At 47.9% G+C, this 13,684-nt stretch carries 8 protein-coding genes; 5 read left to right on the top strand and 3 right to left on the bottom strand.

Features of this window, described 5'->3' with window-relative positions:
• Positions 1-224: 224 nt before the first annotated feature.
• The 3 genes from ACQY6I_RS19475 to cra all read right to left on the bottom strand — a co-directional run bounded on the left by ACQY6I_RS19475 (position 225) and on the right by cra (position 4,446).
• Positions 225-2,549, bottom strand: coding sequence for a M48 family metallopeptidase (locus ACQY6I_RS19475; RefSeq protein WP_428243179.1), 2,325 nt, complete (start codon positions 2,547-2,549; stop codon positions 225-227).
• 208 nt (positions 2,550-2,757) lie between these two features.
• Positions 2,758-3,294: a hypothetical protein gene (locus tag ACQY6I_RS19470; RefSeq protein WP_428243178.1), complete on the bottom strand. Its 537-nt coding sequence runs from the start codon at positions 3,292-3,294 to the stop codon at positions 2,758-2,760.
• A 132-nt stretch (positions 3,295-3,426) separates the two neighbouring features.
• Positions 3,427-4,446 carry a catabolite repressor/activator gene (cra, locus tag ACQY6I_RS19465; RefSeq protein WP_428243177.1) on the bottom strand — a complete coding sequence of 340 codons (1,020 nt, stop codon included), beginning with the start codon at positions 4,444-4,446 and terminating at the stop codon, positions 3,427-3,429.
• A gap of 288 nt (positions 4,447-4,734) precedes the next feature.
• Between cra and ptsP the strand changes: the two genes are divergently transcribed.
• From ptsP to ectA, 5 genes are all read left to right on the top strand, one after another.
• Entirely contained in the window at positions 4,735-7,608 is a 2,874-nt protein-coding gene (gene ptsP, locus ACQY6I_RS19460) for a phosphoenolpyruvate--protein phosphotransferase (RefSeq protein WP_428243176.1), read from the top strand.
• Positions 7,601-8,551, top strand: coding sequence for a 1-phosphofructokinase (gene pfkB, locus ACQY6I_RS19455; RefSeq protein ID WP_428243175.1), 951 nt, complete (start codon positions 7,601-7,603; stop codon positions 8,549-8,551). The genes ptsP and pfkB overlap by 8 nt, the downstream gene beginning before the upstream one ends.
• A 9-nt stretch (positions 8,552-8,560) precedes the next feature.
• On the top strand, positions 8,561-10,318 hold the full coding sequence (locus tag ACQY6I_RS19450) for a PTS fructose-like transporter subunit IIB (RefSeq protein WP_428243174.1): 1,758 nt from the start codon (positions 8,561-8,563) through the stop codon (positions 10,316-10,318).
• A gap of 671 nt (positions 10,319-10,989) precedes the next feature.
• Positions 10,990-12,654, top strand: coding sequence for a diguanylate cyclase (locus ACQY6I_RS19445; RefSeq protein WP_428243173.1), 1,665 nt, complete (start codon positions 10,990-10,992; stop codon positions 12,652-12,654).
• A gap of 528 nt (positions 12,655-13,182) precedes the next feature.
• The gene (gene ectA, locus ACQY6I_RS19440; RefSeq protein WP_428243172.1) at positions 13,183-13,671 is read left to right on the top strand and encodes a diaminobutyrate acetyltransferase; all 489 of its coding nucleotides are present in this window, start codon (positions 13,183-13,185) and stop codon (positions 13,669-13,671) included.
• Positions 13,672-13,684 lie beyond the last annotated feature (13 nt).

Genomic DNA, 13,684 nt, shown 5'->3' with positions numbered 1-13,684 from the left:
TTGCTGCTCGTATAAAGGGGGGATACGAGGTGGGCTTAACTTCAGACATCTCGTGCGTAATGTTGTTGTGCCAGATGGGCATTTTCGAAACACTGGAAATAAGACATAGGTACCGTTCAGAATCACCGGTTTCATCGTAACCGGTTGCTCCGATACTGGCCTGAAAGAGATGAGAGTAATGGCTGATCAGTATCGCAGCGGCATTTGCGCCGCTGCTGAAATGGTCAGATCAGTATCCAACCATAGTAAAGTGTTCCGCCGATGATGGCGCAAGTGACGGCTAGACGGAGCAGCGAAGGTATCAGGCCATGAGCCAGCTGGAATCGATTCCAGAGATCCAGTTTGTATTGCAGAGGATGTTCCTGACCGGGTAACAGTACAGGATACTGCGTTGGTGCTTTACCCGCTCTCGGGGCGGCTGCCTGAGTGTCCGGATGTTCCAGCGATTCAGCCAGCATCTGTTCTGCGCAGACCAGATCTTCGAGAAACAGGTTCCGCAGATATTCCAGAATCCCAGCCATGATATTCATGCGCTCATGAGCGGCTGGGCACCATTCGCCCCAGTTCTTTGCATCCACATCCACCAGTCCAAGTTGGGGACATTGTTCCTGCCAGTTTTCCACTCCCAGGTCTTCCAGTGCATGATCAGTAAGCTGCAGTAACAACATCACGTCAGAGACTTCGCGTATACGGGTTTGAACAGCAGTGGCAACTTTTAACATCCGTTTCTTTTCGAAATGACCGATCTGGCCATCAGCGGTAATGACTGCCCAGGTATTGGCCAGTAGATTTTGTTCGTTGCGCACCACGGCGGCCAGATGCTCGCAACAGTGCCATAGCTCCAGTAGCCCCTGGAGGTAATCCTGCCACTCTGTTCCTTTTTGCTGGGCCAGTTTCAGATATGTCCGGTGGCAACTGGCATCATGATGCTTCAGTCCCTGGATAATCTGTTCGCGTTCCCGGGCGAGCTGTTCCAGAACCTGTGGAATTTCCGCTTTGTTTATTTCTTTATTCCGGTATCGAATGACACCGCCAGAGGGCTTCAGGTCACCGCGCTCCAGGGCTTGAAAGGTTTCAATTTCCGTATCGAGATTACGGGCGGCGGCCAGTTGTTGTTTGAGAGAGGCGGGGAACAACTGGCGTAATGAATCTACTACGTCATCCGATACAGTACCCGCCTGGAGCAGTTCTTCAATCGAGGCGAAGTTGCGCATGACCTCCCGGTTGAGATAGTTACCATGATATTGAGGGTTTAATGACTGGCGCTCGAAGCGTTTGGTGACAGCTTCCTGCCCGGCGAGAGGTTCCAGTTCATTGAGTGCGTCCGCTTGATAAAACCCCGTTGTAATGTCTGTTCTTAATGTTTCGGGATGTTGAAATAATTCCCAGGCGGAGCGAAGGTCGATAGTACTGGAGATATAACGGTTTTTGGCGTTGTCTTCGCGATCTCGGTTGGCAGGGTGGGTTGCCCACATTTGTGGTGGTCTGGCCATTTCCTGACTGAAAATTCGATGTCGGGCCGGTTCATTTTGCTGATCCGGGGCAGAGGGGATTCCGTAGTCGGGATCATCCAGCACATTGCGCATGGCGGCCATAATGTTGTGCTGGGTGACGAAGATATCGTCAAGACGTTTTCCATTACCCGCTTCGGAGTGCATGATGTTGAGCGCACTACTCCAGGCATGATCAGCTGCCTGAAGTTTATGCAGGGCGTGAATCAGTGCATCACTGCCAGTGACAGAAACCGCGACAAGATCTGCATTGAATTCCATTTCCCGGCTCAGTGCCCGTTCGGCGATGACCACGAGACGAAAAAGGCTGTCTGCCAGAGATCGGATTGACCAGAGCAGTAGTGACAATAACCAGCCAACCCAGGCAATTCGAATGTCTATCCGGCTGACAAAGCGTACCAGATTATCGAGCCAGTCACGGGTGTTGATCATATGCCCTATGATCTGTTGGGCGATATAGACCCAGCGACCTACCAGCATGGAACGTTGTGCGAAGTGACCAAATTCATGGGCCAGTACTGCCTTGAGTTCGCCTAAAGACAGAACATTGATCAGACCCATGCCGATAATGAGGTTCTTGCGGGATGGAAACAGCAGGTTTTTGAAGGAAAGATCATAAAAAACGGCTGCATTGACTTCGGGAGTCAGAAAGACCCGGTGTGGCCTGGGAGCGCCTATTTCGTCAGCCAGGCAATGAATAAATGCAAATAAGTCTGGCTGTTGCTCGGCGGTGATTTCTATACCCTGGGGGTCAGCAGTTTTATGAACGCTGAATAATGATTTCACCATGAACAGTGTCAGTAGGCCCGAACATCCCAGAATGACACAGTGAAACAGTTCGAAACCTCTGTTCCCCAAGTATATTAACGTGGTAAAGGCAATGGTGCCAAAGCATAGGGCAAGGCCGATATAAACTGCCATAAAGACTGTCAGGCCCAGCACTGCAAGCCATGCCTGGCGTCGATAAGAGCTGCTGGGACGGGTCAGGTCATCGGGTATATCTTTAGGGCTGGACGGATATAAATGGGATATGGTCATGAAAAACCTCCTTAGTAAAACATTCCTTGCGTAGATAGTGAGTAGGGTAATCAACCGGCCGTATTATTGGGCTAAAAAAATGACAGGGCAATGGTACTGCGCATTTTTGTTTCGGGCGATACTTGGAGAAAAAGTATTATGAGACAGAAAGCAAGGGGGAGGGAATGGCAACCTGAAATCAGGTTGCCGGAAAGTCAGAGTATGTTTTTTACTCTACATTCATGATTGGCCAGCGGTGATCCAGCAAATAGACCTTCCATAGGTTTAACTCTGGATAATTGGCAGTAATTTCATCCAGGGTGGGCTGGAGTTCACTATCTTCGATGGCTGTCATATTAAATGACTGGGTATCGCTGTCTACAGTGGTTGTCACCTTGCCAGGGTAAAGCGTAATGGCACCCGGCATGATTTCAAAGTGACCGCTGATGTCATAGTCATGAATGATTGTGTATTTCTTGGCTGATGCGTCCCAGTCATAAAGCTCATAGCTTCCTGGTTCCAGTGGCTGAGAGAGCATGTGTGTCATATTGCGTTTGACAATATAACGCAGTGCGTATGTTTGACCGGATTCAAGGTTTCGTACCCGAAACCGATAGTTCCACCATGGTCCGCTACTGTATTCCGTATGAATCAGTTTACCGGCAATCATGAGACGACCAGTCTCAATATCAGCCTGCTTGGGGACACTGTTACAACCTGCAAGTAACGCTAACAGAAGCGCAAAAATGGCATAGCGAAAGGGCATATACAATTCCTTGTTGGGAGGGTGATTCGGAACTGTTTTATGTGTGTGGACAGCCCCGTTTTGGAAAAAAGAGCATCCATTGGAATCGCTCTGTGATCGAGTTCACGATCATAAATGCCCTTGCTGTCATTATCAATATTCGATGTTGGACAAAATGTTGCGTTTTCTTAACACTCTGTTTACGACAACTTGCTGTGGCTGATATTGGTGATCAATGGATTGTTTGGCCAGTTTCCATGCTGACTCGGCAATCAGTTCATATTGCTGGGGCAGGGAATTGACGGTCAGCGGCAGGAAGTCAAGCAACCGGCTGTTACCGAACGTCGCAAGTTGAATCGGGCTGTCTGTATAGACTTGATTACCATCCGGATGGGTTTGCAGACCTTCAATGACCCCTTCAAGCAGACTGAACGATGTTGTAATGATGGCATCAGGCAGATGCCCCAATTGCTGTTGGGTCTGTTGCAGTAATGTCGCCCCGGTTTCGGCGTCAAAGTGCGGGCCGTAAAAGCAGTGCGCCCGAACATGGGGTGACTGTCTGGCAGCCTCCATAAACCCCTGCTCCCGCAAACGACTGACCTGAAGATCCTTCATGGCTCCGAACAACGCAATATGTCTGATGTCATCCAGTGCCAATGAGCGAGTTAACTCAAAAGCGCCCTGACGATCATCGCTGATAATATTGCAAAAATTCTCCGGTAGTGGGCGGTCAAGTGCAATGACTGGAGTGCCTCGCTGCAGAATGTCGAGATAAACGGATGCTTCGTTGTCCAGACTGGATGATACCAGCAAAGCATCAACCCCACGGGCCACAAGTACTTTAGCCGCCTGTAACTCGGTTTGGGGATTATCATCGGAGCTGCTGATGATCAGTTGGTATCCAGCACTTCGGGCCAATGCTTCAAGGCGTTTGGCAATTCGTAGATAGCTGCGGTTTTCGAAATCAGGAACGATAAATCCGATGGAATTGCTGCTGCCCCGCCTTAGTGCAGCAGCAGAGTAGTTTGGTTGGTAACCGTATTGTTCAACAATGGCGAGAACCCTGGCCTGTGTATCGGCGCTAATGCGATATTTCGTAGCTTTGCCATTGAGTACGCTGCTGACCGTTGCTTTTGATACGCCAGCCAGTTTGGCGATTTCTTCTAGCTTCAAAGCTTTCTCCCAAAAAACGATAAAACGTTGACTGTAATCTATAATGCTAAATCACCTGACCTAGCTGTCCCAGCCCTGAAGTTTATGAAAAGCAGAAAAATATTGCTCCAGGGCAATAAAAGAAAATGTTTCTGATACTTTTTTGTGCACTGGTGCTTGATTATTGTGCTGAATCCTTTCAGTATTTAGCAAAATCGATTTAGCAATAAAATATAAAATAGATCAAAACAGCGCTGAAAGCATCAGATGGCTGTTAAGCAGTAACTCTAGAACCCCAGGGGTATAACAATGTTAAAACTCACTCCGCAGGACATCACATTAACCGCTATCGCCGAAAATAAACAGGAAGCTATCGCACTAATTGCTGAGCGGATGGTGGGTGATGGCCTCGTTGAGCCTGCATATCAACAAGGCATGTTGGACAGAGAGCAGCAGACCTCTACTTATCTGGGCAATGGTATTGCCATTCCTCACGGAACCATCGAGACCAGAGATCTGGTCAGGCAAACAGGCCTGCGGGTGCTTCGCTTTCCTAATGGCGTGCAATGGGGCGAAGATGGTCAGGTGGTTTATACCGCAGTTGGTATCGCAGCAAAGTCTGACGAACATCTGACTATTTTGCGTCAGCTCACTCATGTAATCGCTGACGAAACACTGTCGCGCCGTTTGCATACGACGGAAAATGCCGATGAAGTCCGTCGTATATTGAGTGGAGAGGCTTTGGCAGGATCGTTTGTATTGACTGCCAATCAGGTACGACTGAAGTCTGGTGCTGACAGTTATACGGAGCTGGTTGCGCTGGCCGGGGCTGTTTTATGGAATGCCAAAGCCCTGACGCAGCAGGAGCTGGCATCTGTTTATACGCGTAATCCTTTTTATCTTGGAGATGGCATTTGGGTGTTGTCTGTGTCCTCTCAGGCAGAGAACGGTGCTGCGGCTGTGGTTCAACCAGAACAGACCCTCAGCCTTTACGGTGAAAGTCTGAATACTCTGATTGCCATCAGTACTCATGATAATCAGCATTTACCGTTACTGGAAAAACTCACCGAATTAAAGCTCGAGGGTGGTCTAAAAAAACTGGCCAGCTGCAAACGGTCAGTGGATGTTATTCGGTTGTTGATATCCCAGTCTCTGGCGGGCCAACAGGTGGTATGTCCGTTACCGATTGCTCATGGCCTGCACGCCCGTCCGGCGGCTGCGCTGGCGCGTATCGCCAAACAATATGATGCGGAAATCTGGATTGAAAATCTCGACAGCGACAGCCCTGCTGTATCCGCCCGTAGTGTCACCAAGCTGATCAGTCTCGGAGCACAATTGGGTCATCGCCTGCAAGTCACGGTGGATGATGCTGAGGCCGACAGTATTTTGGACGTTATTTCCAAAGCGATTACAGGTGGACTGGGAGATCCGGTTGTACGGATCAGTCATGAGACCCAACAGCCGGCCAAAACCGAAACTGTGGTCGAAGTGCTTAAGCCCGGAGATCAGGTATATGGTCTGACTGGCGCCCCGGGGGTTGCCATTGCCCCGGCCTATGTCGTTAGTGAGCCGGATTACCAGTTTGAGCATCATGCGGTGTCGCCAGAAGCGGAACTGGTTCGTTTTCACAAAGCCTTATCTGCGGTTTCTGTAGACCTTAAGAATAAACTTGAGAAAACTGTTAACACTGAGTTGGCACAAATTATTTCCATGCACCTGGAGCTGTTGCTGGATCCGGAAATGAAGCAGGAGACTGAGAAGTTTATTGCTCAGGGTGACAGTGCCGAATGGGGTTGGAATCAAAGTTTTGAGGCGTTGGCCAGTTTGCAGGAACAAAGTCAGGAAGTCTTACTGGCTGAACGTGCGATTGATATTCGTGATGTTGGTAACCGTGTACTTGGCAAACTGACCGGACAAGAAGGCGCCGGTTCTATTGAAACTGATCATGTATTGGTGTGTCAGGAAATTGCCCCATCTGAAATCAGTGAGTTAGATGCCAATGTTAAAGCCGTTGTAACTGCCGCGGGCGGTGTGACCTCTCATGCGGCCATTCTTGCCCGCTCTCTGGGAATACCTTTGCTGGTTGGGTGTGGTGCCAGAGTGCTGACGATGACAGATGGTACCGATGTAATTGTTGATTGTGAGGCTAAAGTGCTCACAGTTGCGCCCGATGCGGATACTATTGCCGCCGCCAAAGCTACCATGGCACGCGAACAACAGTTGAATGAAGAAGCTTACAAAACACGTTTCGAACCGGCGATCACCACAGATGGCCATCACGTTGAAGTGATGGCCAATCTGACTGCCGCCAAAGGTGTTGAAAAAGCCGTTGAGCTTGGTTGTGAAGGGGTGGGGTTGTTTCGTTCTGAGTTCATTTACATGGACCATCCGCAAGAACCGACCATCGAACAACAACAGGCTGAGTATGCCCGAGTGCTTGATGGGCTCGGCGAAGGCAAGCCGTTAATTGTCCGTACTCTTGATATTGGTGGTGACAAACCGTTGCCATACATGCCAATGGACGAAGAGGAAAATCCGTTTCTTGGTTTACGTGGCATACGCTTGTCACTGCGTTATCCCCGTACTCTGATTCATCAGTTACACGCCTTATTGAGAGCTGCTGCCGGCCGCCCCCTGAGGATTATGTTTCCGATGGTGACGGATATTCAGGAATGGCGCGATATCAAGGCATTGTTTGATCAGGTAGCTGCAGACTATCCGGATGCCCAAGTTGAGTTGGGAATTATGATTGAGGTGCCATCGGCAGCAATGATGGCGGATGTCTTTGCCCGCGAAGTGGACTTCTTCTCAGTCGGTACCAATGACCTGACTCAGTACGCGCTGGCAATTGACCGTGGCCATCCTGAATTGTCCCGTCAGGCAGATTCTATCCATCCGGCGGTATTGCGTCTGATCGATACGACTGTTCGTGCTGCTGAAGAACACGGTATCTGGGTAGGTGTGTGTGGTGAGCTGGCATCCGATCCATTGGGAGCCGCAATTCTGACGGGTCTTGGTGTACGTGAATTGAGTATGTCGACGCGCGCGATGGCGAGAGTGAAAGCCCATATTCGTGGACTCTCACTGAAACAGACCAAAGAGCTGGCCCAGCGGGCTCTGGCAGCTGAAAACAGTGCTGCCGTTAGAGCGTTATCCGTTAGCAAGGGGGTGGATCATGGCTAATGCTCCTGTGGTCACCCTGACTTTGAATCCTGCACTGGATCTGACTGTTCAGTTAGCTGAGCTGGTGGCTGGTGAAGTGAACCTTGCAGACTGTGGCAGTCTCCGCGCTGCCGGTAAGGGGATCAATGTCGCTATGGTATTGAGGGATTTGGGAGAACAGGTCTGTGTGACAGGTGTTCTGGGGCAGGATAACCGCGAAAAGTTTGATGCCCTGTTCGTCGAACATCAAATGGTCAACTACTATCAATACGAGCAGGGTGCTACCCGAATCAATGTGAAGTTATCTGAGACCAGTGGACGCGTAACCGATGTCAATCTCCCTGGTCTGGTGGTGTCTGAAACGAGTTGGCAACAATTGCAGAGGACATTACTGCAACTTTGTGAAAAAGCCGACTGGTTTGTGCTCAGTGGCAGCTTGCCAAAAGGTCTGGCGACAGATGCTTATGGACATATTTGTAATTTGCTTCGTGAGCGAGGAAAGAAAGTGGTGATCGACACCAGTGGTAAAGCCTTGCATGCGGCTGTGGATGCTGCTCCCGAAGTCATTAAACCGAATGTTCAGGAACTTGAACAATGGGCCGGCAAACCGCTGCCGACTCAGGCGCTTCAGGAAGAAGCAGTAAGATCATTGTTGAACCGGCAAATTCGCCATGTGGTGTTATCGGATGGTGAGAATGGTTTGCGCTGGTACAGCCGTGAGGGGGCCTGGCAGGCGCTACCCCCTAAAGTAGAAGTTGTTAGTACCGTGGGTGCCGGAGACAGTCTTGTCGCCGGTATCAGTTACGGGCTGATGAATAATTTTTCTGTTGCCGACACCTTAATACTGGCAACGGCGGTCGCTGCAATGGCAGTGAATCAGGTTGGGGTTGGTATTACCTCCCCCCTTAGACTCGACCAATTAAAACAACAGGTGTCTATTAAACCTCTTTCTTTTTCCTGTTAAGGAGTGCTCATGAACGTAGTAATAGTGACTCAATGTCCAGGTGGTACCACCACCAGTTTTATGGCAGCTACCGCCTTGAAAAAAGCCGCTGCTGAATTGAATTGGGATGTGACTGTGGAAATTCATTCCTCTGTCCAGCCTACTGAAATGCTGACCGACAGTCAGATCCAAGCAGCAGATCTGGTTGTCATTGCAGCGGACGGCGCAGTCGAAATGGGCCGATTTACCGGAAAATATGTGTATCGCGGTGCTGTTGCCGACTGTCTTGAGAATCCCAAAGACTGGTTGCAGCAGGCTCAGCGTCAGGCATCTTTATCTGGATCAGCCGCTGGCAGCACTGCTGCAGCTGCACCAACTCAGCAAACTTCCAGTGGGGCGTTAAATATTATTGCGGTTACCGCATGTCCGACCGGTGTGGCACATACGTTTATGTCGGCAGAAGCATTGCAGGAAGCCGGCACCGCGATGGGTCATATTATGAAAGTGGAGACCCGTGGCTCGGTGGGGGCGAAAAACACCCTGACGGATGCGGATATCGAAGCGGCCGATCTGGTGATTCTGGCAGTGGATATCGAAGTTGATACGGCGCCTTTTGTTGGCAAACGGGTATATCGAACCAGTACCAGTAATGCATTGAAAAAACCGAAAGAAGTGATTGAACGTGCGATTACAGAGTCCGCGGCCGTTACTTTGCAGCCTAAGTCTGCAGAAGATAAAGATGTTAAAGTCTTTAAAAAGGAGAAAACCGGCGCTTACAAACATCTGATGACCGGTGTTTCCTTTATGTTACCCGTGGTGGTAGCCGGTGGTTTGATCATTGCTCTGTCTTTCTTCTTTGGTTACAAGGCTTTCGAACAGGAAGGTACTCTGGCTGCTGCTCTTATGAAGATCGGTCAAGGTTCTGCATTTGCTTTGATGATTCCGGTATTGGCGGGTTATATCGCTTATTCAATTGCTGACCGTCCGGGGCTGGCTCCAGGTCTGGTTGGTGGTATGTTGGCAAGCAGTGTTGGCTCAGGTTTTCTTGGAGGCATCCTGGCTGGATTTGTTGCGGGTTACAGTGCCAAGTTCCTGGTGGACAAAATTGATCTGCCCAAAACACTGGAAGCGTTGAAACCGATTCTGATTGTACCGTTGATTGCCACGTTGCTTACGGGTCTGGTTATGATTTATATCGTCGGTGGTCCGGTATCCGGCATAATGAATGCGATGACAGAATTCCTTAAGAGTATGAGCTCTGCCAATGCTGTGTTATTGGGTGTGATTCTGGGCGCCATGATGTGCTTTGACCTGGGTGGACCGGTGAATAAAGCGGCATATACATTCGGTGTTGGATTACTGGCCAGCAAAACTTATGAACCAATGGCTGCAATTATGGCTGCTGGTATGGTACCTGCCATTGGTATGGGAATCGCCACATTTCTCAGCAAAAACCGGTTCTCAGCTCAAGAGCAGGAAGCCGGTAAGGCCTCATTTGTTCTGGGGTTGTGCTTTATCTCTGAAGGGGCGATTCCATTTGCCGCCAAAGACCCTCTGCGCGTGATTCCTGCCTGTATGGTCGGTGGTTCAATTACTGGAGCTTTGTCTATGTTGATACACGCTGAGCTGCTTGCTCCACATGGTGGTATTTTTGTCTTGTTTATTCCCAGTGCGATCACTCATGTGGGGATGTATGTTGGTGCAATTGCCATCGGCTCGGTGATTACTGCAGTGGGCTATCTGTTATTAAAACGTACGACCGAAGGAGCCGTTACAGTAGCAGGATAACTCTACTGACTGGTTCCGATCATTCCCTGATCACTTTGTGTGATCAGGGAATGATCGAGTCCTTTTCTAGCACTTTCCCTCCTTTTTTACATAAAAACACATTTCCTTTCAAAACTGAGTTTATCGCAGCTTCCGCGTTGACCTAAAACAACGTGGATATAAGTATTTCCTTATTTGAATCAATAATGTTGGTAAATTTGTTAAGGTATTTTTAGTATTGCTTATATTCGAACTGCCATACATCAAATGGCCCCCAGAGTGGTTTGGGTTCCAAAAGTTTTTTTGATTGGGGAGTTAAGTGATCTGGGGTAGTAGATGTCCTGTTGGATTGTTTGGAAGTATTGCTTGTCTTCAGGTATGCCTCAGGCGGAATTGGAATCGATTGCTGGTTGAGTTCTAGCACTGGTTGATCTTTCCATATGGATCCTGGAAAACACACTAAAAAAATAAAAAGCAATACAGATGCATATCTGTTCGGGAGGTTTATGGGCTTGTGGAAAGTCGGTCATTGGATATTAAGAAAGCCTGCAATGTGGGGGACATGGTTCTTGTTGCTTGTAGGAGCATGGCTTTCCTGGTCACCATTTCTGCTTTCAGCTATTAGTCTGTGGATGGCGGCGACATTCCTTTTTCAACATATGTTAGCGCGCTCTCAAAAAAAAATCTCAGACTTGAACAGTGAAGTCCTGTTTGCTTCGTTGCCAGATCCAGTGCTGCTGATTTCTGATAGTGGTGATATTATTGCCAGTACTCCTGCGGCCGATTGTTTGTTTGATGCCAGTGATGAGAGGCTTCAAGGGCATAATATTGAAAGCCTGATTGCTGAGCCTTTTGTTAAAAATCATCGCATGTATTTGCAACATTTCTTCACTTCTAAGGGCGATATCCGTAAGCAGCATCCAGTACGCGCGCGTACTTTTTCAGGTAAGCATTTTGATGCCAATGTGTATCTGAATTATGTTCATATCAATGACAGCCACTATGCATTAGTTGTCATTCATGATTCAACCGAGAGTCATCGTCAGCAGCATTTACTGAAACTGTCGCGCAAACAGTTTGTTGACACGTTCAGCGAAGCCGCGGTTGGTCTCGCACACCTCAGTCTGGACGGTCGTTTTTTACTGGTAAATTACTGGTTGCTCAGGTTTCTCGGCTATGAGCGCAAGCAGTTACTGGGAATGGATTTTTTCGAGATTACTCATCCTGAAGATGTGGTTGAGAGTCGGGAAAAGTTTCAGCAGATGCTGTCAGGAAACGCATACCGCTATACCCATGAAAAAAGAGTGCTGCTGAAGGGTGGCGGTTATGTCTGGATCAGTCTGGCCGTTGCTGTGATATATCAGGACGAAGGGCGACCCGATTATTTTGTTGTGGTAATTGAAGATATCAGCAAACAAAAAGAATCTGAATGTTTGTTGCGACAATCAGAACAAAAATTCCGAACGATTGTGGATTCTTTATCCGATACTGTAGCGATATGGATGTTGAGTCCTGACAAACATCAGATCTTGTACGTAAACTATGGTTACGAAAAAATCTGGGGGCAGACCCGGGATGAGTTGTATGAATGCGCTGATGTTTTTGAAGAGAAGATACATCCTGTCGATTATGACCGGGTGAAACGTCATAAACAGTTGCAAGGTAATGGCCGCTGGGAGATTGATTATCGCATTTTGCGAAATAAAGATGATTGTCGCTATGTCCATGAGTCCGGTTTCAGCGTATATGGTGAAGATGGTAAATTGCTGTATATCGTGTCTACGGTGATTGATAAGACAGATGAGGTATTACGGCAGGCTCAACTGGATGATTCTTTGCAAAAATTAAAAGAAGCGTACAGGGAGTTATCAGCGTCCTCAAAAGTGGATGGTTTGACAGGAGTGCTTAATCGCAAAGCGATTTATCTGGAGATTAGCAAGGAATTTAACCGCTATCGTCGTTATAAAACACCCGTCTGTCTGGTTTTTATTGATGTTGATGATTTCAAATATATTAATGATGAGCATGGTCATCTGACGGGTGATCAGATGCTCGTTGCTCTGACCCGGCAAATTAAGGCTAATATTCGCGCCACCGATGTGCTGGGGCGTTACGGTGGTGATGAGTTTATTCTGTTGTTGAGAGATACCACATTGGAGCAGGCGACGGATTTTAGTCAACGTTTTCTGGGAAATGGAATACAACTCTGTATTCAGGATGAACTGGAATATGAGCTGAGCCTGTCCATAGGTATTCACTCTCTGACGGATTCGGTTGCCAGTCTTGATGAATGGCTGAATATCGCCGACCAGCGTATGTACCAGGATAAACGATCCCGAAAAGGAAATGCCGTGTAATAAGTCTCCATTCAGTGCGTTGCCAGATGGAACAGGCAGCGAAATATTGGTGTGCCTGAAAATACCGCTGATGCTTTAGTCCGTTTTTTCTGCGTCGAAATTCTGCTCGCTAACCTGTTGATCGTTCTTTTCTCTTTCTCCTCGCATCACCTCGATTTCAACCATTCTGGATTCTTCTTTCTCTGTTAAGCACTGCTTCTCGTTTTGAGTGACTAGTACCGGAATTGCGGTTGGCTATTACTTGGATCTACGTTAATATAGTTAGAGTTCTAAATAAATAGAGAGGTTTAGTCAGCTTTTAATAAGAATATCACTCGGTCTATTGAACAATACCAGGGCATTCCCACATAAGGATTGTTAATTTCTGGTGCTGATTTGCTCGAAAAAATGCTGAAAATCACAAAATAACGGCTGTTTTAGTGGTTGTTGATAGGTTTTTTGAGGTTTTTCGTCATCAGTAATAATTATAGAAGTAGTGTATAAGTTTGAGTTATAAACATTAGAATTCAAATAAAAGCGCATAATGTGATGGATATTGAAATTGAATTTCGCCCCCCAAAATCAGAAGACGGCGCTCAAGTCTATGACTTGATAGATCAATGCCCGCCGTTGGATACCAATTCTCTTTACTGCAATCTGCTGCAATGCTGCCACTTTTCGGATACCTCTGTAACGGCCTGGCTTGAGAGTTCGCTGGTTGGCTTTATTTCGGGCTACCAGTTGCCCAATCGTGAAAATACCTTGTTTGTCTGGCAAGTCGCGGTGTCTGAGCAGGCCCGCGGTATGGGTGTGGCATCGGGTATGATGAAAAGCATTCTCAATCGCCCTGGTTCTCCCGACTTTTCTTTTATCGAAACAACTATTACGGCAGCCAATCAGGCCTCCTGGTCATTATTTGAGAGACTGGCAGACCAATTAAATGCAGATATGCATCGTTCTGTCATCTTCGACGAAAAAAAACATTTTAATGGCCAACATGATTCGGAATTTCTGGTTCGAATAGGACCCTTCAATTAACCGTTTGGTGCAA

This window comes from Gynuella sp. (assembly GCF_050297175.1).
Lineage (GTDB): Bacteria > Pseudomonadota > Gammaproteobacteria > Pseudomonadales > Natronospirillaceae > Gynuella.
This window is presented reverse-complemented; position numbering and strand designations above follow the sequence as displayed.